At 68.1% G+C, this 21,778-nt stretch carries 23 protein-coding genes and 1 riboswitch; of the genes, 16 read left to right on the top strand and 7 right to left on the bottom strand.

The window, feature by feature from the left end; translation table 11 throughout:
* Positions 1–35: 35 nt before the first annotated feature.
* From AC1RRR_RS25365 to AC1RRR_RS25380, 4 genes are all read left to right on the top strand, one after another.
* Positions 36–2,861: an ATP-dependent DNA helicase gene (locus AC1RRR_RS25365; RefSeq protein WP_492817354.1), complete on the top strand. Its 2,826-nt coding sequence runs from the start codon at positions 36–38 to the stop codon at positions 2,859–2,861.
* A 56-nt stretch (positions 2,862–2,917) separates the two neighbouring features.
* Positions 2,918–3,346: a hypothetical protein gene (locus AC1RRR_RS25370; RefSeq protein ID WP_492817356.1), complete on the top strand. Its 429-nt coding sequence runs from the start codon at positions 2,918–2,920 to the stop codon at positions 3,344–3,346.
* Positions 3,347–3,426: 80 nt separating this feature from the next.
* Positions 3,427–3,678, top strand: a complete 252-nt coding sequence (locus tag AC1RRR_RS25375) for a helix-turn-helix domain-containing protein (RefSeq protein WP_492817358.1) — start codon at positions 3,427–3,429, stop codon at positions 3,676–3,678.
* Positions 3,679–3,736: 58 nt separating this feature from the next.
* Entirely contained in the window at positions 3,737–4,312 is a 576-nt protein-coding gene (locus AC1RRR_RS25380) for an SRPBCC family protein (RefSeq protein WP_492817360.1), read from the top strand.
* 6 nt (positions 4,313–4,318) lie between these two features.
* Here AC1RRR_RS25380 and AC1RRR_RS25385 read toward each other — a convergent pair whose 3' ends face one another.
* Complete coding sequence (locus AC1RRR_RS25385; RefSeq protein WP_492817362.1) at positions 4,319–5,959, bottom strand: pectate lyase; 1,641 nt, start codon at positions 5,957–5,959, stop codon at positions 4,319–4,321.
* 566 nt (positions 5,960–6,525) lie between these two features.
* Between AC1RRR_RS25385 and AC1RRR_RS25390 the strand changes: the two genes are divergently transcribed.
* Positions 6,526–6,711, top strand: a complete 186-nt coding sequence (locus AC1RRR_RS25390) for a hypothetical protein (RefSeq protein ID WP_454715135.1) — start codon at positions 6,526–6,528, stop codon at positions 6,709–6,711.
* On the opposite strand, the gene cuyB is transcribed toward AC1RRR_RS25390, so the two are convergent.
* The 4 genes from cuyB to AC1RRR_RS25410 are packed head-to-tail and all read right to left on the bottom strand — an operon-like array spanning position 6,708 to position 9,230.
* Positions 6,708–7,376 carry a cysteate racemase gene (gene cuyB, locus AC1RRR_RS25395; protein ID WP_492817364.1) on the bottom strand — a complete coding sequence of 223 codons (669 nt, stop codon included), beginning with the start codon at positions 7,374–7,376 and terminating at the stop codon, positions 6,708–6,710. The two genes, AC1RRR_RS25390 and cuyB, sit on opposite strands and share 4 nt — an antisense overlap.
* The gene (gene cuyA, locus AC1RRR_RS25400) at positions 7,373–8,371 is read right to left on the bottom strand and encodes a D-cysteate sulfo-lyase (protein WP_492817366.1); all 999 of its coding nucleotides are present in this window, start codon (positions 8,369–8,371) and stop codon (positions 7,373–7,375) included. The genes cuyB and cuyA overlap by 4 nt, the downstream gene beginning before the upstream one ends.
* Before the next feature lie 60 nt (positions 8,372–8,431).
* Positions 8,432–8,830 (bottom strand): hypothetical protein, encoded by a 399-nt coding sequence (locus AC1RRR_RS25405; protein WP_492817368.1) that lies wholly within the window; start codon positions 8,828–8,830, stop codon positions 8,432–8,434.
* Between the two features lie 4 nt (positions 8,831–8,834).
* Entirely contained in the window at positions 8,835–9,230 is a 396-nt protein-coding gene (locus tag AC1RRR_RS25410) for a hypothetical protein (RefSeq protein WP_492817370.1), read from the bottom strand.
* A gap of 174 nt (positions 9,231–9,404) precedes the next feature.
* Between AC1RRR_RS25410 and AC1RRR_RS25415 the strand changes: the two genes are divergently transcribed.
* The 3 genes from AC1RRR_RS25415 to ypfJ are packed head-to-tail and all read left to right on the top strand — an operon-like array spanning position 9,405 to position 11,274.
* Positions 9,405–9,965 (top strand): tetratricopeptide repeat protein, encoded by a 561-nt coding sequence (locus AC1RRR_RS25415; RefSeq protein ID WP_492817372.1) that lies wholly within the window; start codon positions 9,405–9,407, stop codon positions 9,963–9,965.
* A 58-nt stretch (positions 9,966–10,023) separates the two neighbouring features.
* The gene (locus tag AC1RRR_RS25420) at positions 10,024–10,404 is read left to right on the top strand and encodes a hypothetical protein (protein WP_492817374.1); all 381 of its coding nucleotides are present in this window, start codon (positions 10,024–10,026) and stop codon (positions 10,402–10,404) included.
* 21 nt (positions 10,405–10,425) lie between these two features.
* The gene (gene ypfJ, locus AC1RRR_RS25425) at positions 10,426–11,274 is read left to right on the top strand and encodes a KPN_02809 family neutral zinc metallopeptidase (RefSeq protein WP_492817376.1); all 849 of its coding nucleotides are present in this window, start codon (positions 10,426–10,428) and stop codon (positions 11,272–11,274) included.
* Positions 11,275–11,291: 17 nt separating this feature from the next.
* On the opposite strand, the gene AC1RRR_RS25430 is transcribed toward ypfJ, so the two are convergent.
* Positions 11,292–11,807: a RidA family protein gene (locus AC1RRR_RS25430; protein WP_492817378.1), complete on the bottom strand. Its 516-nt coding sequence runs from the start codon at positions 11,805–11,807 to the stop codon at positions 11,292–11,294.
* 118 nt (positions 11,808–11,925) lie between these two features.
* Between AC1RRR_RS25430 and AC1RRR_RS25435 the strand changes: the two genes are divergently transcribed.
* The 8 genes from AC1RRR_RS25435 to AC1RRR_RS25470 all read left to right on the top strand — a co-directional run bounded on the left by AC1RRR_RS25435 (position 11,926) and on the right by AC1RRR_RS25470 (position 20,740).
* Positions 11,926–12,384 (top strand): hypothetical protein, encoded by a 459-nt coding sequence (locus AC1RRR_RS25435; RefSeq protein ID WP_492817380.1) that lies wholly within the window; start codon positions 11,926–11,928, stop codon positions 12,382–12,384.
* A 29-nt stretch (positions 12,385–12,413) separates the two neighbouring features.
* Positions 12,414–12,519, top strand: a riboswitch (TPP riboswitch).
* Between the two features lie 71 nt (positions 12,520–12,590).
* Positions 12,591–14,429, top strand: coding sequence for a phosphomethylpyrimidine synthase ThiC (thiC, locus tag AC1RRR_RS25440; RefSeq protein ID WP_492817382.1), 1,839 nt, complete (start codon positions 12,591–12,593; stop codon positions 14,427–14,429).
* Between the two features lie 47 nt (positions 14,430–14,476).
* Complete coding sequence (locus tag AC1RRR_RS25445; protein WP_492817384.1) at positions 14,477–15,841, top strand: S41 family peptidase; 1,365 nt, start codon at positions 14,477–14,479, stop codon at positions 15,839–15,841.
* Between the two features lie 66 nt (positions 15,842–15,907).
* Positions 15,908–16,261 carry a DUF1428 domain-containing protein gene (locus AC1RRR_RS25450; protein ID WP_492817386.1) on the top strand — a complete coding sequence of 118 codons (354 nt, stop codon included), beginning with the start codon at positions 15,908–15,910 and terminating at the stop codon, positions 16,259–16,261.
* A 334-nt stretch (positions 16,262–16,595) separates the two neighbouring features.
* On the top strand, positions 16,596–19,316 hold the full coding sequence (locus AC1RRR_RS25455) for a TonB-dependent receptor (protein ID WP_492817388.1): 2,721 nt from the start codon (positions 16,596–16,598) through the stop codon (positions 19,314–19,316).
* 90 nt (positions 19,317–19,406) lie between these two features.
* Positions 19,407–19,793, top strand: a complete 387-nt coding sequence (locus AC1RRR_RS25460; protein WP_492817390.1) for a hypothetical protein — start codon at positions 19,407–19,409, stop codon at positions 19,791–19,793.
* A gap of 63 nt (positions 19,794–19,856) precedes the next feature.
* A complete protein-coding gene (locus AC1RRR_RS25465) occupies positions 19,857–20,192 on the top strand; it encodes a GIY-YIG nuclease family protein (protein ID WP_492817392.1) in 336 nt (111 codons plus the stop codon).
* Positions 20,192–20,740 (top strand): DUF2239 family protein, encoded by a 549-nt coding sequence (locus AC1RRR_RS25470; RefSeq protein WP_492817394.1) that lies wholly within the window; start codon positions 20,192–20,194, stop codon positions 20,738–20,740. Before AC1RRR_RS25465 ends, AC1RRR_RS25470 begins: the two co-directional genes overlap by 1 nt.
* Here AC1RRR_RS25470 and AC1RRR_RS25475 read toward each other — a convergent pair.
* The gene (locus tag AC1RRR_RS25475) at positions 20,737–21,771 is read right to left on the bottom strand and encodes a ThuA domain-containing protein (protein ID WP_492817396.1); all 1,035 of its coding nucleotides are present in this window, start codon (positions 21,769–21,771) and stop codon (positions 20,737–20,739) included. The genes AC1RRR_RS25470 and AC1RRR_RS25475 overlap by 4 nt on opposite strands.
* Positions 21,772–21,778 lie beyond the last annotated feature (7 nt).

The following is a 21,778-nucleotide window of genomic DNA, read 5'->3' on the forward strand; positions in this document are numbered from 1 at the left end:
TTCTGTTTCGCGCCGGTTTTTGCTAACAGACTCGCGTGACCGCTTTCCCGCCGACTCTGGACCTGGCTCCCGCCCTGGTCGTCCTGCCCGGGCCGCGCGCCGGCATGGCCGATGGCGGCGGCGAAGGCCGGATGCTGCGTCCGCCGGACGCTCGCGACCTGTTCGAGCACGGCCCGGTGCTGGTGGCCCACGCGGCCATGACCGCCCGCCGCCTGAACCTGTCGCCGCCCTCGCGCCACGCCCGCCTGTTCGACGTGCTGGAGCTCTATACCTTCGTCCGGCCGGCGACCTTCTGCGCGCCCTCGGCCGTGGGCCTGGCCATGGCGCTTGGCCTACGCGAACCGCACGGCGCGGCCGAACAGGCTCAGAGCCTGCGCGAGAGCGCCGACGCCCTGCTGCGCGAACTGGCCCTGACGCCCGTGCCGTCGCGGGAAGAGGCCCTGGCCGTCGCCGAGACCCTGGCCAAGGCTGGCTGGTCGTGGGGACCTGCCGTGATCGGGGCGCTGCGCTCGGTTCAAGCCGGCAACCACTTCCGGGGCTCGGGCCTGGACGTCTGGGCGCGCCTCTTGGAATGGGAAGACCAGGCCCCGCCCGGCGAGGCCGGCTCGCGGCCGATTGATCCCGAGCGCGTCGAGCTGCGCCTGAACGAGCTGCTGCAACGCTCGGGGCTGGAGGAGGTGCGCGAGGCACAGGCGACTTTCGCCAGGGAGGCGTCCTACGCCTTCCAGCCGCGCGAGCGCGAGGGCGAGCCGCGCATGATGCTGGCCGAGGCCGGCACGGGCGTTGGCAAGACCCTGGGCTATCTGGCCCCGGCCTCGCTGTGGGCCGAGGCCAATGGCCCGTCGGTCTGGGTCAGCACCTACACCCGCGCCCTGCAGCGCCAGATCGAGCGAGAGAGCCGGTCGATCTATCCCGACCCCAAGGAGCGCGCCAAGAAGGCCGTCGTCCGCAAGGGCCGTGAGAACTATCTGTGCCTGCTGAACTTCCAGGAGCAGATCAACAGCGCCCAGCTGGGCAATGGCGACCTGATCGGCCTGGCTTTGACCGCCCGCTGGACCCGCGCGACGCGGGACGGCGATATGACCGGCGGCGACTTCCCGGCTTGGCTGCCGACGTTGTCGGCGGTGCCGCCGTCGGCCCAGGCCAGTCCGTCGAATCTGGTCGACCGGCGCGGGGAGTGCATCCACGCCGGCTGCCAGCACTATCGCATCTGCTACATCGAAAAGGCCGTGCGGGCGTCCAAGCGCGCCGACTTGGTGATCGCCAACCACGCCTTGGTCCTGACCCAGGCCGCCTTCGACGGCGCCCGGACGGCGCGGGGGCTGAAGAGCGACGGCGAGACGACCAGTCTCAAGCGCATCGTCTTCGACGAGGGCCACCACCTGTTCGAAGCCGCCGACAGCGCCTTCTCGGCGGCGCTCTCGGGCGCCGAAGCTGCCGAACTGCGCCGCTGGATCCGAGGTCCCGAGGGCCGTGGTCGGCGGGGCAGGGGGCTGGAAGCGCGTCTGCTCGACATCCTGGGCGATCGCGAGGGCGCGCGGGGGGCGATGAACCAGGTCATCCAGGCCGCCGCCGCCTTGCCGGGCGAGGGCTGGTCGGGCCGGGTCGCGCCGCCGGACGGCCAGATCAATCCGATCGGGCCGATCGAGAACTTCCTGGTCGCCGTGATCGAGCAACTGCGGGCCCGCACCAGCGATCGTGGCGGGGCCGACCTCGGCCTGCAATGCGACGCCCGCCCGGCTACCGACCTGGTCCGCGAGCGCGCGCCGGAGGCCGCCAAGGCCCTGGCCGCCATCGAGGCGCCGCTGCTGGCCCTGGCCCGCGCGCTGGAAGACGTGCTGGACGAGGACGCCGAGCACCTGGGCGCCTCCGAACGCGCCCGGATCGAAGGCGCGCTGCGGGGCCTCGACCGCCGCGCCCGCATGACCCTGCCGGCCTGGCGCTCGATCCTGAAGGCCATCGAGGACGACGACGTCGAGCCGACCGAGAGCGATCCCGACTTCGTCGACTGGTTCGAGGCCACCTTCCTGTACGGCCGCGTGGTCGACGCCGCCTGCCGCCGCCACTGGGTGGATCCGACCGAGCCGCTGCGCGCGGCGGTGCTGTCGCCGGCCCACGGGGTGCTGGTGACCAGCGCCACCCTGGTCGACCCGGCTCTGGAAGATCCCTTCGCCCTGGCCGAAATGCGCACGGGCGCCGCGCGCCTGCCGACCGCGCCCAAGGTGCTGCGCCTGGCCTCGCCGTTCGACTACGAGAACAACGCCAAGGCCTATGTCGTCACCGATGTGAACAAGGAAGATCCGCGCCAGGTCTCGGCCGCCATGCGCGAGCTGTTCCTGGCCGCCGGGGGCGGGGGCCTTGGCCTGTTCACCGCCATCCGCCGTCTGAAGGCGGTGCACGAGCGCATCGCCGCGCCGCTGGCCGACAACGGCCTGGCCCTCTATGCCCAACACGTCGATCCGCTGGAGGTGGGCGCGCTGGTCGACATCTTCCGGGCCGAGGAGGATGCGTGCCTCTTGGGTACCGACGCCATCCGGGATGGCGTGGACGTGCCGGGGCGCAGCTTGCGTCTGTTGGTCTTCGACCGCGTGCCTTGGCCGCGTCCGGACGTGCTGCACAAGGCCCGCCGCCTGCGCTTCGGCGGCAAGGGTTATGACGACGCCGTGGCCCGCGCTCGCATCAGCCAGGCCTTCGGCCGCCTGATCCGTCGCGCCGACGACCGGGGCGTGTTCGTCATGCTGGACGCGGCGGCGCCGACCCGCCTGTTCTCCAGTCTGCCCGAGGGCGTAACCCTGGAACGGGTAAGCCTGGTCGAGGCGATCGAGGCCACTGCCGCATTTTTGTCGAAGGATCGGTCTTAAGAACAGCCCAGCTTGTCTCGGGGTTTTTTGGATTGATCCGTTTTCTAAGTTTGATCGTGGTCGGAGCGTTTCTGACGACCAGCGCCGCGCGCGCCGACGAGTTCGTGCGCGGCGATTGCCGGGGCGTCGTCGCGCCTAGCGCCGCCCTGAAGTACGACACCGCTGAGCACGCCCGCTGGTACAAGCGCTTCTGGACCGGCGACTGCGATCACCTGACCCTGTGCCTGCCCGGCGCGCCCAACTGGAACGAGGTGGTCGGCAAGCTGCTGGTCAAGGGCGGTCCCCGCGAGCAGTCGGCCCTGCTGCCCAAGGCCTGCCGCCTGGGCCAGCTGATCGGCCTGGAGTGGTCGCGCGACAAGACGGTCAAGCACATCACCACCAGCGACCTGAAGGTCTTCAACACCATGCTGGAGGCGTCGGGCGACGCCCTGCGCGGTGTCGACCAGGTCGACGCCAAGGCTCGCGCGCTGACAAATACACGCTGACTCAAAGCCGTCGAATTTCTGCAATGGGGACGTCCTAAAAGGGCGTCAGAGGGGGAGGCAGTAAGTCCAGGAGCGTAGCCATGATGACCCGAGACCCCGCGATCGATGAAGCCGCAACGCCCGCGCGTGCGCGTTCCGCCCGCGCTCTGGTCCAGGCGGTGCGCTGGCGCACCGGGCTGTCGCAGGCCGACTTCGCCCGTGTCTTCCATATCGACCGGGCCTTGCTGGAAGACCTCGAGCACGGCGACGCCCGTCCCGACGCGGCCCTGACCGCCTATCTGCGGGTCATCGACCACGCCCCCGAGGTCGTGCGCGAAGCGCTGGATCGCTAAGTCCAGGCGTCCAGTCGCCGTTCGCCGTCGTAGCTGTTCCTGACACAGGAGCGCGCGCATGCGGCAATGGATCTTGGCGACGACGATCGTGTGGAGCCTGGGCGGGCCGGCCCAGGCCTTCGACCTGACGCCCAAGGCGCAGGCCGCCCTGGACCGGGGCGAGGCTCATGCGGAGGTGACGCCCGATCCGGACGGCGTCTCCGGCCGCGTCCGGGCGGTGATCGACATCGCCGCGCCGCCCGAGAAGGTCTGGGCAATGATGACCGATTGCGCGACGGCCGGCCGGATGATCACCAACCTGGCCAGCTGCCGCATCGTCTCTGGCGATCAACGCAAGGGCTGGGACGTGCGTGAGCATGTCACCCGGCGGACCATCATCTTCCCGGGCATGCGGATCGTGTTCCGCTCGGACTACGAGCCGGTCAGCCGGATCCGCTTTCATCTGGTGGAAGGCGACCTGAAGGTCGAGCAGGGCGAGTGGCGCCTGCAGCCGCTGAACGGCGGGCGCGGCACGCGGGTGTTCTACGACAATCGCCTGGCCGTCGACTGGCCCGTGCCCAAGGCGATGATGCGCGAGGCCCTGCGAAAGGACACGCCGAAGGTCCTGATGAACCTCCGGCGCGCCTGCGAGTAGCGGGCCTTAGGCCTGGGCGTCCACGTATTTGATCAGCGTCGCCATGTTGGCGATGAAGGCGCCGGTCGAGATGCCGATCGCCGGATGCGGATCCGGGAACGGCGAGGTGTCGTACTTGTCGCCGACCTTGGTCTCGGAGAAGTCGCCCGGCGTCGGGGTGGCGGGGCCATCGCCGATATAGGGCTGGCTGGTCGAGGTCAGGGGCGTGGGCCACCAGCCCTCGGCGTTCAGCTCGGCCGTCAGCTTGGCGACCTTGGCCGGATCGGCCTGGACGCCCTTGGTCGCCGAGCTGGACAGGTCGCCGCCGACGGTCAGGTCGTCGACCGAGAGATCCTTGACCATGAAGTACTTGGGCAGGGCGCGGGTGCCCTTCAGCGGCGAGTGCTTGCTGGCCTCTTCCGGACCCATGGCCTTCAGCTTCTCGTAGCGCGCGCGCATGCCTTTGACGTCGACATTGCGGAACGACGAGTAGTGGGTGACCGTCTTCTCGGGGTTCTCGTCGGTGTAGTAGCGGCCGTTGACGACGTTCGAGCCGGTGCGGTGCACGTACAGCGGCCGGCCGTTGCCGATCTGGATGAAGGTCGGGTAGCGGGCCTTGCCGGGCATGACGTTGTCGGGCAGGCGCACGCTGTCCAGCCAGTCCAGGGCTTCGGGCACGCGGGCGATGTACTTCGGGTCGCCGGTCAACTGGAAGAAGGTCATCAGCTGCGAGATGCAGCTGGCGCTGGCGTGGGTGGCGAAGGCCTTGGGCTCGTAGGTGCGCGCGCCGGCCGGCTTCAGATCGGCCACGGTGTGCTGCAGGCCCCAGCCCGGCTGCGGCGCCGGCTGCTGGCAGGCGACGTAGCAGTCCATGGCGCGGCGGATCGGGTCCAGGACGGTCTTATCGCCCAGGGCCTGGTAGACCATGATCAGGAACTCGATGTTCTCGCCGACCACGTCATCGTTGAAGGTGATGAAGCTGGTGTAGTCCGGGTTGCCATGGTGGTGGAACTCGTCCTTCAGCGGATAGCGCTGGGGCCAGCCGCCGACCGGATACTGGCTGTCGAGGACGAACTTCAGGGCCTTCTCGAAGGCGGCCTTGTACTTGGCGTCCTTCTTCTCGACGTACATGCGCAGCATGAACTTGCAGCACTCGGCGGTGCCTTCGTCGTCGAAGGTGCAGTTGCCGTAGTAGTGCTGGAATTCCTCGAGGCGCCAGCCGTTCTTGCCGATGGTGTCGTACCACTTCTTCAGCGAGGCCTCGCCGGCCATGTCGCCGATGTAGTTCCAGCCGCCGGCCGGGTTCTGGATGGCGATCAGGGCGTCGGCGGCCTTGCAGGCGGCGTCGTAGTAATACTCGTCGCCGGTGGCGTGATAGGCGTCCAGGAACAGGTGACCGACCGTGCCGGTGCCGGGGGGCTGCACCCAGATCATCGTCGGGAAGGCTTCCATCTCGCCCCAGCGGCGCGAGAAGTCGGGCAGGTAGCTCCAGACATAGCCGCCCTTGTAGGCGGCCTTCTCGACCATGAACGTGGAAGCCTTCTTCATCACGTCCAGCGCCTGGGCCTTGCTGGTCTGGGCCAGGGCCTTGAATGGCAGACCGGCGGCCGCGAACGCGGCGGCGGTGGTGGCCATCAGACGGCGACGGGAGATGGGGCTGAGCGGCATGCGGTAACTCCGGCTGGCGCGGAGCCGTCATCGTACCGGAAGGGGCTGGCCAAGGGATGGGCCTAAGAAGCGTTCCTCCCGGGCCGATCAGGGCCCCGTCGTCTTGTAGCGACGATCTGGGCGCAGCTTGCTACCGGTGTCATTGATTTGACCACCCATTTTTGCGACCGGTCCCATTCGTGGCCTATAAGTGCGGCGGCTCGTCGCAGGGAAATCTTGGTTTCTGGTCGAGCCATTGATCGCAAACGATTTCTAGCTTGACCGGCTCCTCAAAATGGGGCCTGCGACAGGGCGACGCGTTGCCTGCCGATCCGCGTTCGGCGAAAAGGCGTCATCAGTTTTGAGGCGACGCCGCCGCGCTTGAGTTTCAGCGCCGCCGACGCCGTCCTGTTGGGGAACAGGACAACGCCCCCGGACCTTCCAGGTCCGGGGGCGTTTTCATTGGTCGCTATGCTTGCGATTTAACATTCTGTGACAATCGGGCGCACGCCAAACCTTGGTTAATGAACCGTGTGCGTCCAGCGGTCGCATGGTGGTGGCGTTCATGTCCTGTAAACGTTTGCACCATGGGGAACCGAAACGACCACCTGACCGAAGCCGAGCGTCTCGAGCGTCAAGCCGAGATCGCCGACAACGCTCACGCCCGGGCGGCGCTGCTGCGCATGGCCCAGGCCTCGCGCGGGGCGGCGGCCCTCTTGGGCATGTTCGAGGACTCGTATGACGACGTCCCGTTCAGGACTCTGAACAGCTAGGACTCGAGGCAGACGGCCACGCAGCGCTTGGCCAGTTCTTCCGTCGCATCCAGGAACGGCACCGACAGGTCCGCTGCGCCCAGCACCAGCGGCACCTCCGTGCAGCCCGCCACGACGCTTTGCGCGCCCTTGCCGACTAGGCGGTGGGCCAGGGCGGCCATTGTCTCGCGCGAGCCCTCGCCGACATCACCCTGCTTGATGCGATAGAGCAGGGCCATGAACTCGACCTGCTCATGGTCGTCCAGCATCACCACCTCCAGCCCCATGTGCGAGAAGCGATCGCGATAGAGGCTTAAGGCCAGGCTGGTGCCCAGCACGCCGACGACGCTGGCGCCCTTGGCCTGGGCGGCTTGGCCGGCGGTCTCCAGCATGTCGACCAACGGCAGGCCGCTGGCGCGAACTTCCTGCGCATAGGCGTGGGCGGTGTTGCAGGCGATGGCCAGCACCTGGGCCCCGCCGTCGCGCAGGCCGGCCGCCATGGCCGCCAGCACCGGACCGGGATCGGACGTCGAGACATTGCGGTCCGGCACGTGCGGATTGATGTCGACCAGCACCCGCAGGTGATCCTGCTCGCGCTTAACCGGCGTCGCGGCCTGGAGCTTCGCGAGGAAGTCCAGGGTCGCCGCAGGTCCCATGCCGCCCAGAACCCCGAGGATCTTGCTCACAGCGCGGGTTCCAGGATGCTCTGATAGCCGAACAGGCCCTGCGCGCCGCCAGTGTGCAGGAACACGACCCGCTCACCCTTGAACGCGCCCTTGCCGGCCTGGTCGATCAGGCCTTTCAGCGCCTTGCCCGAATAGACAGGATCGAACAGCAGGCCCTCGGTGCGGGCCGCCATGGCCAGGGCGTCGATCACGCCCTGGTCGACCAGGCCATAGCCTTCGCCGACATAGTTGCAGTCGGCCACGACCATCTCGCGGGTCACACGGCCGGCCGCGCCGATCTTCTCGGCGGTCGCGACGGCCAGGTTGAAGACGTTCTCTTCCTGCTTGGCCTTGGGCGCGCGGACGCCAAAGCCCAGGATCGGGATGTCGACCGACAGGGCGGCGAAACCGGCGACCAGGCCCGCATGGGTGCCGGCGCTGCCGGTGGCGGTGACCAGGCGGTCGATCTTCAGGTCCATCTGGTCGGCCTGGACCACCAGCTCACGAGCGCAGTCGACATAGCCCAGGGCGCCGACCGTGTTCGAGCCGCCGCCGGGGATGACATAGGGCTTGCCGTCGCGCTGGCGGACGCTTTCCGCCGTGCTCTCAAGCTCGGCGACCATGTCCGTGCCGCCCGGCACATAGCGGATCACCGCGCCCATCAGCTTGTCGAGCAGGACGTTGCCGTTGCCCATGTAGTCGCTGGCCTTGGAGCCGGTGCGCTCTTCCAGGATCACCTCGGTCTTCAGGCCATAGCGGGCGCCGGCGGCGATGGTCTGGCGCACGTGGTTGGACTGGACCGCGCCTTGGGTGACCAGGGTGTCGGCGCCTTGGGCCAGGGCCTCGCCCAGCAGGAACTCCAGCTTGCGGGTCTTGTTGCCGCCGCCGGCCAGGCCCGTGCAATCGTCGCGCTTGACCCAGAGATCGATGCCGAGCTCCGCGCCCAGGCGGGGCAGGGGCTCCAGCGGCGTAGGCAGGTGGGCGAAGCGGGCGCGGGGAAAGCGGGCGAGGTGCATGGGACGCGGTTCCTGAAGGGACTCGCCGCCTCTGTTAGCACGACGCGGGAAAAGCGCGAGCTAGCGCTTGCCGGCGGCCGCGGCCGCCGCCTTTTGCTCGCGGATCTGCTCGGCCTTGCGCTGGTACTGCGCCTGAACGGCCGCGACCAGTTCGGTGGGCGGCACGTCCTCGATCGGACCGTCATTCCGTCCGCCGGTATTGGCCTGCCATCGATACCAGCCACGCAGCGTGTCGCATTGGATCCTGGGGATGCGGCTGCCCAGCGGCTTGCGGTCCAGGCAGACCACGCGATCCGGATTTTTCTTCAACAGGTCGTTCAGGCCGTCGGTGATCTCCAGCCTGGACGGGACCTCCGCAGCCTTTTTGCCTTCGATCACCAACGGAGAGACGAGGTTGCCGGGCGGTGGCGGGGCGGGGTCCTGGGTGGCCAGCAGGGCCGTGAAGACGAGAAGCAGCATGGCGCTAGCGCTTGCCGGCGGCTTCGGCCGCCTTTTTCTGCTCACGGATCTGCGTGGCCTTGCGGACGTACTGGTCCTGGACGGCGGCGACCAGTTCGGTGGGCGGCTCGGGGTTGATCGCGCCTTCAAAAACGCCGTTCCGAGTCTGGAACCGATACCACTGGCGAAGCGTGCCGCAATTCCAGCGTGGGATGCGCGAGCTGGTCGGCTTCATCATCAGGCAGATCATGCGATCCGGGTCTGTTTTCAGCAGGTCGTTCAAGCCGTCGGTGATCTCCAGCCTGGACGGGACCTCCGAGGCCTTTTTGCCTTCGATCACCAGCGGGGCGACGACGTTGCCGTCCTGCGGAGGACCAGGGTCCTGGGCGGCCAACAGGGCCACGATGGCGAGAAGCAACATGCTGGGGCTTCCTTGAAAGCTTCGCGATGGTGAACCCGGGCGAGCCGTTCCGCAACCTTGAATTTAGCGTGTCGATCTCGCGCGCCTCGCGTGGAATCCCTGTCAGGCCGGGCCTGGACGGTGCTATAATCGGGATCATGAGGCCGGCCCCGAGACCGGCCCAGGGAGGACGACATGAACCGTACGTTCCCGCTCGTCGCGCTTGGCGCGGCGGCGTTTCTTTCCGTTGCCGGCGCGGCCGCCGCCTCGAACATGGTGATCGGCAGCGGCTCTGCCCAGGAGTGCTCCGATGCCGCCCTCAAGGGCCGCGCTGACAGCCGCTCCGTCCTGGCCTGCACCACGGCCCTGCAGGTCGAGACCCTGAACTTCCGCGACCGCGCCCGCACCTATGTGAACCGCGGCGTGCTGCAGATGCGCCAGCGCCAGTTCGGCGCCGCCCGCGCCGACTTCGACCAGGCCTCCAGCATCGATCCGGACCTGGGCGAGGCCTATGTGAACCGCGGCGCGACCTTTGTCGGCGAGGACCGCTATCGCGAGGGCGTCGAGCAGATCGACAAGGGCCTGGCCCTGGGCGTGAAGGATCCCGAGAAGGCGTTCTTCAATCGTGGCCTGGCCAATGAAGGCCTGGGCGACCTGAACGCCGCCTATCGCGACTACAACCGCGCCTCGGAGCTGGCTCCCGACTGGCTGGCGCCGAAGACCGAGCTCGCGCGTTTCACGGTCAAGCGGCCCTGATACGCTTCTGCGCGTCATTGGCCGCCCAAGTCGAAGGTTTGTCGACGAGGAGTATCCGATGACGCGTGGGCTTCTATTGCTGACGGCCAGTCTTCTTTTCGGAAGTCTGGCGGTGCTGGGCGGCGGCGCCTATGCGCAGACCGCGTTGCAGGACCGGTTCATGACCGAGCACGCCCTGCAGGATGCTCGCCGCGACCTGATGGCTGCTCAGACCGAGATCCAGAACGCCCAGGCGCGCGCCGACACCACCGTGCGGCTGCGTGGTCTGGAGGAGCAGGGCGCCGCCCCGAGCCTGCGGCCGCTGACGACGGATGCGGTTCCCAGCCGCGACACCGACCTTTCCGCCTCGACCCAGCAGCTTGAGCGCTTGACGGCGGAAGCTCTGGCCGAGAGCAATGCGCGCATGCGGGCCATCCGGCCGGCCAGCGAACCGAAATAACACCAGACACGAGGATCACCCATGGAGTGGGAAGGCGGCCGTCGGTCCGGCAACATCGAGGATCGGCGCGGCATTGGGCCTGTGGGCGTCGCCGGCGGCGGCATTGGCGCGGTGGTGCTGGCCGCCATCGGCTACTTCGTGTTCGGCATCGATCCGCGCACGACCCTGGAGGCGACGCAAGGGTTGCAACAGCCTGCTCAGCAGGAAGGTGTGCGGGGCGAGGTCAGCGACCGCGACGGCCGGTTTGTCGACGTGATCGAGACCTCCAACCGCGAGGTCTGGACGCCGATCTTCCGCAACGAGGGCGTCGACTACCGGCCGCCCGAGGCCATCGTGCTCTACAAGCAGGCCACCGGCACGGGCTGCGGCACGGGCCAGTCGGCGATGGGGCCGTTCTATTGCCCGGCCGACCAGAAGGTCTATCTGGACCTGTCGTTCTGGAGCGAGCTGGAGACCCGCTTCGGCGCGCAAGGCGAGTTCGCCCGCGCCTATGTCATCAGCCACGAGATCGGCCACCACGTTCAGCACCTGCTGGGCGCCGACCAGCAGGCCCGCCGCCTGGGCGCGCGCGGCGAGGAGAGCGGCTCGGTGCGGCTGGAGCTGCAGGCCGACTGCTATGCCGGCGTCTGGGCGGCGCATGCCAACAAGGCCTCGGGCGGCCAGATCGTCATCAACCGGTCCGACATCCAGGACGGCCTGGGCGCAGCCGCCGCAGTCGGCGACGACACCATCCAGAAGCGCGGCCAGGGCGAGGTGGTCCCCGACAGCTTCACCCACGGCACCAGCGCCCAGCGCCAGCGGTGGTTCACGCGCGGCTTCGACCAGGGCGATCCCGCGGCCTGCGACACCTTCTCGGCGACGCGGCTCTAGGGTTTCGGCGGCCAAAACTACTTGGGAATGTAGGCGATCAGCTGGATCTCGACGATCCCGCCGGGCGCCAGCAGGCCGGTCGTGCCGACGGCCGTCCAGGCCGGGTTCGGACCCTTGATGAACTCGCTCTTCACGGCGTTGATCATGTTGATCTGCTCCCAGCGCGGAGCCGGTTGATCGGGGCCTTCCCAGACGTGGAAGCTGTTGATCATCACCACGTTGTCGAAGCTGGTCCCGGCGGCCTTCAGCACCGCGTCCAGGTTCGCGAAGGTGCGGCGCACCTGTTTCTTGAACGACTCCGGGTCCGTGCCTTCGTCCTTGCCGCGCCCGACGATGGCGCCCGAGACGTACAGCATGTCGCCGACCCGGCGGGCCGGGGCGTACTTGATCTCATCGTAGGATTTCTGGTGCCGCTCGCTGGGGATGATCACCTCGCCGCCGGGGGCGGGGATCTTCTTCGGATAGGCCTCCTGGGCCAGGGCGGGCGTCGCGGCGAGGGCGCAGAGGACGGGCAGGATCAGGCGGCGGATCATGGCGGATCTCCGGAAGAACGTTGGTCTCCCGGATCGCGTGGCTACCCGCCGCCGGCAAGTGAAATAACCGTCACCCGGCGAGTTGAAGCCGAGCCAGCGTGGAGCCTACGATAGGGGCATGGCAAATCGCGTGGACCGAGTGGGTCGCCCTTGGCGTGTGGCTGCGATTTCGGCAAGCGCGGGTTACTTCACGTTCTGCCTGGCATGGTCGGCCGCGATCGCGGTTTTCGAGCCCGAATTCAGCAGCATCGAAAGTCAGGGCTTGGTGTGGATTCTGGAATGGATCCTCAAGTCTCTTGCCTTTGGCCTAGTCTGGCTGGCGGTGGGCTGGATATTCTGGGGCGCGGCCTTTCTGGGCGCGCGAGGTTTGGCGGCTGCCCTTCATCGCCTTCGCGCCTTCCACCTCGCGTGGTTCCTGTTCGCCGGTGAAGTCTTCGGCTTGCTGATGGGGTGGATTTTTTTCTTGGCCTGGGATGTCGGTCCGGACCGCTGGATCTCGCCGATGGTGGCCGGTGCGGTGGCTGGGCCGGCGGCCGCGTTTGCCTCGTGGTTCGCCGACCGCGTCTATCGCGCTTGACCTGTGCGTCAGCGAGCCTAGTGTCCGCCCGTTGTTCACCGGGGGGTCGCTCGCGCGGCTGAGATTGGGCTTTGGCCCTGACCCGTAGAACCTGATCCGGGTCATGCCGGCGAAGGGAGGGAACGCGGTCGCGGCTCGCAGCCCGTCCGTAAACCGACTTAGCGCGACACGTCCGGGTCTCCTTAAAGCCGAAGGAGCGCCCGACTATGAATATCCAGACGACCATCAAATCCGTGGCCGAGACCATCTCGACCGGCCCGATCCCCGGTTCGCGCAAGGTCTATCAGGCCGGCGAGCTGTTCCCCGAGCTGCGCGTGCCGTTCCGCGAGGTGGCTGTCCACCCGTCGGCCAACGAGCCGCCGGTGACGATCTATGACCCCTCGGGCCCCTACAGCGACCCGACCGTCAGCATCGACATCGAGAAGGGCCTGCCGCGCACCCGCGAGGCCTTTGTCGTGGCGCGCGGCGACGTCGAACTGGTCACCGAGCCCCGCCTGGTGAAGCCCGAGGACAACGGCTTCGCCCAAGGCAAGCACCTGGCCCCGGAATTCCCGGACAACAGCCGCCCGATCTATCGCTCCAAGCCCGGCAAGCTGGTCACCCAGCTGGAATACGCCCGCGCCGGCATCATCACGGCCGAGATGGAATATGTCGCCATCCGTGAGAACCTGCGCCGCGAGCAGGACCGCCCGTGCGTGCGCGATGGCGAGGACTTCGGCGCCTCGATCCCCGACTTCGTGACGCCCGAGTTCGTGCGCCAGGAAATCGCCCGCGGCCGCGCCATCATCCCGGCCAATATCAACCACGGCGAGCTGGAGCCGATGGCGATCGGCCGCAACTTCCTGGTCAAGATCAACGCCAACATCGGCAACTCGGCGGTGCTCTCCACCGTCGCCGACGAGGTCGACAAGCTGGTCTGGGCCACGCGCTGGGGCGCCGACACGGTCATGGACCTGTCGACGGGCCGCAACATCCACAACATCCGCGACTGGATCATCCGCAACTCGAGCGTCCCCATCGGCACCGTGCCGATCTACCAGGCGCTGGAGAAGGTCAACGGCGTGGCCGAGGACCTGAACTGGGAGGTCTTCCGCGACACCCTGATCGAGCAGTGCGAGCAGGGCGTCGACTACTTCACGATCCACGCCGGCGTGCGCCTGCCGTTCATCCCGATGACCGCCAAGCGCGTCACCGGCATCGTCTCGCGCGGCGGTTCGATCATGGCCAAGTGGTGCCTGGCCCACCACAAGGAGAACTTCCTCTACGAGCGCTTCGAGGACATCTGCAAGATCATGCGCGCCTACGACGTGTCGTTCAGCCTCGGCGACGGCCTGCGTCCGGGCTCGACCGCCGACGCCAATGACGAGGCCCAGTTCTCGGAGCTGCGCACCCTGGGCGAGTTGACCAAGGTGGCCTGGAACCACGGCGTGCAGGTGATGATCGAAGGGCCGGGCCACGTGGCCATGCACAAGATCAAGGCCAACATGGACGAGCAGCTGAAGCACTGCCACGAGGCCCCCTTCTACACCCTCGGCCCGTTGACCACGGACATCGCGCCTGGCTACGACCACATCACCTCGGCCATCGGCGCGGCGATGATCGGCTGGTTCGGCACGGCGATGCTCTGCTACGTCACGCCCAAGGAGCACCTGGGCCTGCCGGACCGCGACGACGTCAAGACCGGCGTCATCACCTACAAGCTGGCCGCCCACGCCGCCGACCTCGCCAAGGGTCACCCCGGCGCGGCGATGTGGGACGACGCCATCAGCCGCGCGCGCTTCGAGTTCCGCTGGGAGGACCAGTTCAACCTGGGCCTCGATCCGGAAACCGCCCGCAAGTTCCACGACGAGACCCTGCCGAAGGAGGCGCACAAGACCGCCCACTTCTGCTCGATGTGTGGTCCCAAGTTCTGCTCGATGAAGATCAGCCATGAGGTCCGCGACTTCGCGGCCGGTCTCGCGCCGAACAGCGCCGAGCTCGGGATGGCGGAGATGAGCGAGAAATTCAAGGAACAGGGGTCCGAGATCTACCTGAAGACCGAGTAGGCGATTTTCACTGGCGCGGCGGGGGAGACATCTTCACCGTCGCGCCCATGAAACGTCTGAGTCTCCTCGCGGCCGTCGCCGTTGTGTCCTTCGCTGCGCCGGCCATGGCGGAAAGCCCGTTCTGGCCCGTCCAGCCCAAGGGCGGGTCCGTGGCGGCTGAGCTGCGGGGCGCCTGGAAGTCGCGGGGCTATGGCTGGATCGTGCAGTTCGGGCCGGATGGCGCCCAGCTGTTCCAGACCGCGGGCGAGGCCTGCTATCCCGACCCGCGTCGTGAGCCCGATCCCGATGGCGTGCTCAGCCAATGGCGGCCCGAGGGGCAGGGGGCGATCAGCTTGACCGGGGATCCGGACGGCACGCGCTACATGTTCGATCGCCTGCCCAACGTCCCCAACGCCTGCATCAGCGCGGCCGGCTGGACGCCCGACCGCATCGTCGCCTTTGCCGCCGACACCTTCGCCGAGCTCTATCCGCGTCCGGGCATCGACTGGAAGGCGCGCAAGGCCGCTGTGCTGGCCAAGGTCACGCCGACCTCGACCGAGTTCCAGCTGTGGACCGCCCTGGCCGACCTGCTGGCCGGCCTGGACGATCCGCATGTCGAGCTGCACGGCATGGTCGACGGTGCGCGTCGCGACCTGGAGCCCGGCGATGCTCCCACCCTGATGCGCGTGCGCGCCGCCGATCCGGCCGGCGACGAGAAGGCCTGGCTGCAGGCCTATCGCGAAGGAATCCTGACCCAGGTCCTGCAAGGTCGTGGTCGCCAGGCCGGCAACAACCGCGTCTTCTGGGGCCGGGTCGATGACATCGGCTACCTGAACCTGGTGACCATGGGCGCCTTTGCCCGCAACGCCGCGCCAGACGATCCCCGGCCGCTGGACGCCATCCTGGACGAGGCCATCGCCGCCTTCGCCGGGGCCAAGGCGGTGATCGTCGACGTCAGCAACAACCGGGGCGGCTACGACACCATCAGCGCGCGGGTCGCCGGCCGCTTCGCCGATCAGTCGCACCTGGCCTATTCGAAGGTCGGCGTCGGGGCCAAGGCGCCATTGCAGCCCGTGCGGGTCGAGCCGGCCAGCGGCGTGCGCTTCACCGGGCCCGTCTATCTGGTCACCAGCGACGTCACGGTCAGCGCCGGCGAGACCTTCACGCTGATGATGAAGGCCCTGCCCAATGTGAAGCAGGTCGGCGGGACCACGCGCGGCGCGTTCTCGGACCAGATGCCCAAGCCCCTGCCGAACGGCTGGGCTCTGGGTTTGCCGGTCGAGGTCTACAAGGGACCCAAGGGCGAGGACCTGGAGGGCAGGGGACTGGCCCCGGACACGCCGATGGCGGTGTTCCCCGAGACCGACCTGAACGGCGGCCACGCCAAGGTCATCCAGGCGCTGATGCAGAAAATTCGCGAGGACGTGCGCTAGGCTGTCGGAACCGCCGGTCTTCCCGCGTCCTTGGTTCGTCAACGACGACCAATGAGGAGGAACGTCATGGCCTATGTCGATGGTTTCCTGGTGCCGGTCCCCAAGGACAAACTGGACGCCTACAAGGAGATGGCCGAGCTCGGGGCCAAGGTCTGGATGGAGTACGGCGCGCTGTCGTACGTCGAGTGCGTCGCCGACGACGTGCCCTATGGCGAGCTGACCTCGTTCCCGCGCGCGGTGCATGCCGAGGAGGGCGAGATCGTGATCTTCTCGTGGATCACTTACAAGGACCGCGCCAGCCGCGACGAGATCAACGCCAAGGTCATGGCCGACGAGCGGCTGAACGGCTACATGGACAAGATGCCGTTCGACGGCAAACGGATGATCTTCGGCGGCTTCCAGCCGTTCCTGGAGCGCTGACGCGTCCAGGTTGCGCCGCCTGTGGGGACAGCTTCGCGGGCGGCGTCTGATTCCGGCCTCGCCGGACGCCCTGCGGCCCAATGGCGCAGTTTGTTTCCCATTTGTAACATCATTTCCGATGCAACATGTCACTGCTCAAAATGTGACGTTATTTCAATGCTCAGGCCGTGATATCGGCTCTGGAAGACACACCAGTGTGCGCTTTATGCTGCATTGCCTTGTCTTAACGCCGGGGGGCGTTGCGAGGTGGGGCGCAGGCCCGTAAGGAGCGGCAACCCAGCGTTGGCGTCGACAGGTGTCGGCGTCTTCCGTCACTCCTGTTTTACGGGCCTCAATGACCCTTTCGACCGTGCTTCTCTACGGCCTGGCCGCCGCCGCGCTGGACCCCGCGACCGCCGTGAGCGCGCCCTTGGCGCCGGTGGCCGTGGAGCAGGCCAAGTCGCAGGTGAAGGACGAGGGACCCAACGAGGTCGAGGGCCTGACCATCCAGGCCGATCCGCGCGGCAAGGTCGAGGGTATGATCGAGCCCGAGATCGAGCTGAACGAGGCCGAGATCCAGAGCTTCGGCGCGGGCTCGATCGGCGAACTGCTGACCATGCTGACGCCCCAGACGACCAGCACGCGCGGCCGCGACGGCGGCGGCGGGCCGGTGATGCTGGTCAATGGCCGCCGCATCTCGGGCTTCCAGGAGATCCAGGGCATCCCGCCCGAGGCGATCGAGAAGTTCCAGGTCCTGCCCGAGGAGGTCGCGCTCAGCTACGGCTACAAGGCCGACCAGCGGGTCGTGAACATCATCCTCAAGAAGAACTACAACGCCCTGATGACCCAGGTGGCGGCCACGGTCGCCACGGACGGCGGCCGCATCGACCCCAACGCCGGCGCCAACCGCGTGCACATCAACGGCGACAAGCGCTGGAACGTCGACCTGCAGGTCTCGCACGACCCGTACCTGCTGGAGCGGGACCGCGACATCGTCCGCTCGCCGAACGGCCAGCCGTTCGACCTGGTCGGCAATGTCGGCGGCATCGGCGGCGCCCAGCTGGACCCAGCCCTGTCGGCCCTGGTCGGCGGGCCGGTGACCTTCGCCGGCGTCCCCGGCTCGGCCCAGGCCGGCCGCGCCAGCCTGTCGGACTTCGCCGCCAACGCCAACCGCTACAACACCGGCGACCTGACCCGAGACCGCTCGCTGCTGGCCGAGTCGGACAAGGCCACGCTGAAGGGCTCCTACAGCCTGGACCTGAACAAGCAGACCCAGCTGACGATCACCGGCAATCTCGAAGACGGCAGCAGCCGTTCGCTGCTGGGCCTGCCGGGCGTGACCTTCACCCTGCCGGCCGGCAGCCCGTTCTCGCCGTTCTCGCAGGCCGTGACCGGCTATCGGTTCATCGACGCGCCCAGCGCCATGGCCCGTGACGTCGACACCCTGCGCACCCAGGTCAGCACGGCCGCCAACGGCCGGATCAAGGACTGGCGCTGGAACATCACCGGCGACTTCGACCGCACGACGACCGACACCACGACCGGCCGCGGCCTGGACATCAGCGCCTTCCAGGCGGCGGTGACGGCGCGCGATCCGAACGTCAATCCGTTCGGCTACATCTCGCCCAGCCTGTACAAGACCGCCGCGCCCGACACCGCCCACTCGGTCTCGACCTCGGCCAGCGCCGAGCTGGTGCTGAATGGCAACCTGTTCCAGGTCCCGGCCGGAGCGCTGCAGACGACCCTCAAGATCGGGGCCAACAGCAAGAGCCTGGATTCCAAGACCGTCCGCTCGGGCGTGACCACGACGCGCGACATCACCCGCACCACCGAGAGCGTTCAGGGCAGCTTCAGCCTGCCGCTGACCAGCACGCGCCAGAACGTCCTGGCCAAGGCGGGCGACCTGTCGGTCAACTTCAACGCCGGCTATGACGAGTTGTCGGACCTGGGCGGGCTGACCACCCTGGGCGGCGGCGTGAACTGGTCGCCGATCAAGAAGATCAGCTTCATCGCCAGCTTCACCGATGAAGAGGGCGCGCCCACGACCAACCAGATCAACGATCCGGTGGTGGTGACCCCCAACGTCTCGGTGTTCGACTTCACCACCGGCCAGACGGTGATCATCAGCCGCACCGACGGCGGCAACGCGGCCCTGCGCAACGACAACCGCCAGGTCCAGAAGCTGGGCGTGAACTACAAGCCGATCGAGAAGGTCGAGCTGACCTTCAACGCGACGTACACGCGGTCCGAGACCAAGAACATGATCGCCTCGTTCCCGGCCATCACGCCGGACCTGGAGGCCGCGTTCCCCGACCGCTTCACCCGCGACGCTAGCGGTCGCCTGCTGGCCATCGACGCCCGGCCGGTGAACTTCGCCAGCGCCGAGGCCGAGAACATCCGCTGGGGCTTCAACCTGTTCAAGGCGGTCGGCACACCGACCCCGGGCGCGCCGGGGGGCTTTGGCGGTCCGGGCGGTGGTCGCGGCCCCGGTGGCGGCGGCATGATGCGCATGGGCGGCGGCGGTCCCGGTGGTCCGGGCGGGGGCGGCGGCATGGGCGGCCCGCCTCCGGGCATGATGCGGCCGGGGCAGGGCATGTTCCAGCTGTCGGTCTACCACACCTGGCGCCTGACCGATGAGATCACCGTCCGTAAGGGCTTGCCGGTGCTGGACCAGCTGGACGGCTCGGCGCTGAGCGCGCGCGGCGGCCAGGCGCGGCATGAGCTGCAGATCCAGGGCGGCTACTTCAAGGACGGCCTGGGCATGCGCTTCAACGGCGCCTGGAAGGCCTCGACCTGGGTCAATGGCGGCGCGACCGGCGGCCAGACCCTGTACTTCTCGGACCTGGCCACGGTGGGCGTGAACTTCTTCGCCAACTTCAGCGTCCCGGCGCGGAAGAAGGCGGTCGACAAGTTCCCGATCCTGAAGGGCGCGCAGGTGTCGCTGAACTTCGAGAACCTGCTGGACACCAAGCAGACCGTCCGCGACCAGAACGGCGCCACGCCGCAGGCCTATCAGAAGGACTATCTGGATCCGCTGGGCCGCACGGTGCGGATCAACTTCCGCAAGCTGCTCTGATCCGCGAGGGACGGGCCTCAACCCGTCCTTAAGCTGTCAGGCGCACCCTGTGCGTCTGAGCGGTCGCTTTCGGCCGGATCGGAGACCGTCATGGCGATCATGACTTCCAGCACGCGGCGTACGGGCGACCACTTCGAGCCCAGCGACGTCGATCCCCAGGTCCAGCGGCGTCTGCGCGGCTATCTCGAGCAGATCGACTACACCGCGTTCGCCTCGAACAAGGCCGTGCTGGGCGCGACCATTCCCCATGCCGATGCCGAACGCTTTCAGCGTCTGGCGGTCGCCGCCGCCACCGCCCGCGCCAAATGGGTGGCCGAGGCCGCGTCGATGACCGAGGCGGGGGCTTCGCTATCCGAGGCGCAGGTCGCGCGCCTGGCTCACCTGCGGTCGGCCTATGACGAGCTGTCGGCGGTCTATGAGGCCACGCGGCGCATGGTCGAGCGGGGCTACATCCCGTACCGCGCCTCGCAAGCCTAATTTACCCGGATCTTATTGACTCTGCATTTCGTCCGGGTAAAAGGCGCGCCTGAGGAGGCCGTCATGTCCGGACGCAAGGCGCTGCTGCGCGAATACAAGGAACGCAAGGTCGAGGCCGGCATCTATGCCGTGCGCTGCCTGATCACGGGCCAGGCCTGGGTCGGGTCGACGGCTGATCTGTCCACCCGCCAGAACGGCATCTGGTTCTCGCTGCGCCAGGGCTCGCATCGCGAGAAGTCCCTGCAGGCCGCCTGGACCGCGCATGGGGCAGAGGCCTTTGCCTTCGAAGATGTGGAAACGATCGACGTCGAGGGGCTGGACAGGTTCGGGCGTGACAGTCGACTGAAGGAACGCCGCGCCCACTGGATCGCGACGCTGAATGCCACGGGATTGCTGTGATGGATGAGCTTTACGTGGTTTTCCACGGCCAGGATCGCGTGGCTGTCGGCTCACGCCTGGACGTGGCCCTGGCGGCCCAGCGGCTGGCGGGGGAGGCGGGTGTGCTGATCTTCGGCCCCGACGGCCGGGGCGTCGACTTCGACCTCAGCGGTGGTCCGGAGGCTCTGACCGCGCGCCTGGCGCCGCCGGAGGAAGCCCCGCGTGGACGCGGCCGACCCAAGCTGGGTGTGGTGCCCCGCGAGGTGACCTTGCTGCCGCGCCACTGGGACTGGCTGGCCAGCCAGCCGGGCGGGGCGTCGGTGGCGTTGCGCAAGCTGGTCGAGGCCGCCCGTCGCGAGAGCGAAGGCCCCGACCGCATCCGCGCCGCCCGCGAGGCGGCGTATCGCTTCGCCTCGGCGATCGGCGGCGACCTGCCGGGCTTCGAGGAGGCGATGCGCGCCCTGTTCGCCGGCGACGACGCGGGCTTCGAGGCGAAGATCCAGGTCTGGCCGGCTGACATCGCTGCCCAGCTGCGCAACTATGCCGCCGAGGCCTTCGGAGCGGACTAGCCGCCGGACTTGGCGACCACCTCGTCCAGCACCGCCTTATAGGCCGTTTCGAACGGGGCCTTGTCGCTGTCGGGCTTGGCCGGCCACAGCGGGCGCAGGGCGGCGGTGCGGGCGGCGGCGTCGCGCAGCCAGGCCGGATTGGCCTTGGCCAGCTTGGCGACGCGGGCCTCCACGTCCGCCTTGGGGCGGCCGTCATAGGCCAGCAGCGAGCGCAGGGCCCACAGGGCCTGCTCGTCGGCATTGGGCTTGGCAGAGCCGGGCGCGCGGTGCGCCGTCCAGCGGACGGCGTCGACGATCTGGGCGCGGTAGCGCGGATCGTCCCAGGTGCTGGGCGTGTGGCCCAGGTTGGAGTGGTAAAGGCGACCCTGGCCGATCTGGCGGGTCCAGGTGATCGGCACGAACCATGGGCGCTTCAGCGGCGTCTCGGTGAAGTCCAGGGCCTGCAGCACGCGGACCTTGGCTGGGTCATAGTCCGAGTACTGATAGATCTCTTCGGCGAAGGCGAAACGGGCAGGCCAGGCGGTGTTCAGCGGGTCCTTGCCGCCCAGAGCCTGGACGGTGATCGGCGTGCCTTGCGTCCACGGATGGCCGGCGAATTTGCCGTTGATGAAGGCGGTGTAGGTCTGGCCGGGGCCCGTATAGTCCCAGTGGGTGTCGGTCGAGCTGTGCAGGCCGACGAACCCGCCCTTGCCGCTCTCGACCCACTTCTGGATGGCCGCCCAGCTCTCGGCCGGGATCGGCAGCTCGCCGGTGGTGTAGAAGGCCAGGACGTCGACGTCCTTCAGCTTCTCGGGGGTGATCGTGCGGGCGTCCTGGGTCGACTCGACCGTGAAGGCCCCTGACTTGGCGCCGATCTCGGCCAGGGCGATCTCGGACGGCGTCGGGCCGTTGCTGTTCTTGGGGCGGGCGACCGGGCGGTGCACGAAGCCGACGGACTGGTCGAGGTACAGCACCCGGATCTTCGGCGCGGCTTCGGCCACGGATGTGGAGAGCGCGGCGACCGCCGCGATGAGGGTCAGCAGGCGGGCCATTGTTCTT

It is taken from the genome of Caulobacter sp. GW821-FHT12D05, assembly GCF_058807295.1.

Coding starts and splice junctions, on each gene's coding strand:
- AC1RRR_RS25465 (WP_492817392.1), top strand. CDS start 19,857: ATGTCCGGACGCAAGGCGCTGCTGCGCGAATACAAGGAACGCAAGGTC.
- AC1RRR_RS25415 (WP_492817372.1), top strand. CDS start 9,405: ATGAACCGTACGTTCCCGCTCGTCGCGCTTGGCGCGGCGGCGTTTCTT.
- AC1RRR_RS25435 (WP_492817380.1), top strand. CDS start 11,926: ATGGCAAATCGCGTGGACCGAGTGGGTCGCCCTTGGCGTGTGGCTGCG.
- thiC (WP_492817382.1), top strand. CDS start 12,591: ATGAATATCCAGACGACCATCAAATCCGTGGCCGAGACCATCTCGACC.
- ypfJ (WP_492817376.1), top strand. CDS start 10,426: ATGGAGTGGGAAGGCGGCCGTCGGTCCGGCAACATCGAGGATCGGCGC.
- AC1RRR_RS25410 (WP_492817370.1), bottom strand. CDS start 9,230: ATGTTGCTTCTCGCCATCGTGGCCCTGTTGGCCGCCCAGGACCCTGGT.
- cuyA (WP_492817366.1), bottom strand. CDS start 8,371: ATGCACCTCGCCCGCTTTCCCCGCGCCCGCTTCGCCCACCTGCCTACG.
- AC1RRR_RS25385 (WP_492817362.1), bottom strand. CDS start 5,959: ATGCCGCTCAGCCCCATCTCCCGTCGCCGTCTGATGGCCACCACCGCC.
- AC1RRR_RS25445 (WP_492817384.1), top strand. CDS start 14,477: ATGAAACGTCTGAGTCTCCTCGCGGCCGTCGCCGTTGTGTCCTTCGCT.
- AC1RRR_RS25380 (WP_492817360.1), top strand. CDS start 3,737: ATGCGGCAATGGATCTTGGCGACGACGATCGTGTGGAGCCTGGGCGGG.
- AC1RRR_RS25460 (WP_492817390.1), top strand. CDS start 19,407: ATGGCGATCATGACTTCCAGCACGCGGCGTACGGGCGACCACTTCGAG.
- AC1RRR_RS25455 (WP_492817388.1), top strand. CDS start 16,596: ATGACCCTTTCGACCGTGCTTCTCTACGGCCTGGCCGCCGCCGCGCTG.
- AC1RRR_RS25375 (WP_492817358.1), top strand. CDS start 3,427: ATGATGACCCGAGACCCCGCGATCGATGAAGCCGCAACGCCCGCGCGT.
- AC1RRR_RS25405 (WP_492817368.1), bottom strand. CDS start 8,830: ATGCTGCTTCTCGTCTTCACGGCCCTGCTGGCCACCCAGGACCCCGCC.
- AC1RRR_RS25420 (WP_492817374.1), top strand. CDS start 10,024: ATGACGCGTGGGCTTCTATTGCTGACGGCCAGTCTTCTTTTCGGAAGT.
- AC1RRR_RS25450 (WP_492817386.1), top strand. CDS start 15,908: ATGGCCTATGTCGATGGTTTCCTGGTGCCGGTCCCCAAGGACAAACTG.
- AC1RRR_RS25470 (WP_492817394.1), top strand. CDS start 20,192: ATGGATGAGCTTTACGTGGTTTTCCACGGCCAGGATCGCGTGGCTGTC.
- AC1RRR_RS25390 (WP_454715135.1), top strand. CDS start 6,526: ATGGGGAACCGAAACGACCACCTGACCGAAGCCGAGCGTCTCGAGCGT.
- AC1RRR_RS25475 (WP_492817396.1), bottom strand. CDS start 21,771: ATGGCCCGCCTGCTGACCCTCATCGCGGCGGTCGCCGCGCTCTCCACA.
- AC1RRR_RS25430 (WP_492817378.1), bottom strand. CDS start 11,807: ATGATCCGCCGCCTGATCCTGCCCGTCCTCTGCGCCCTCGCCGCGACG.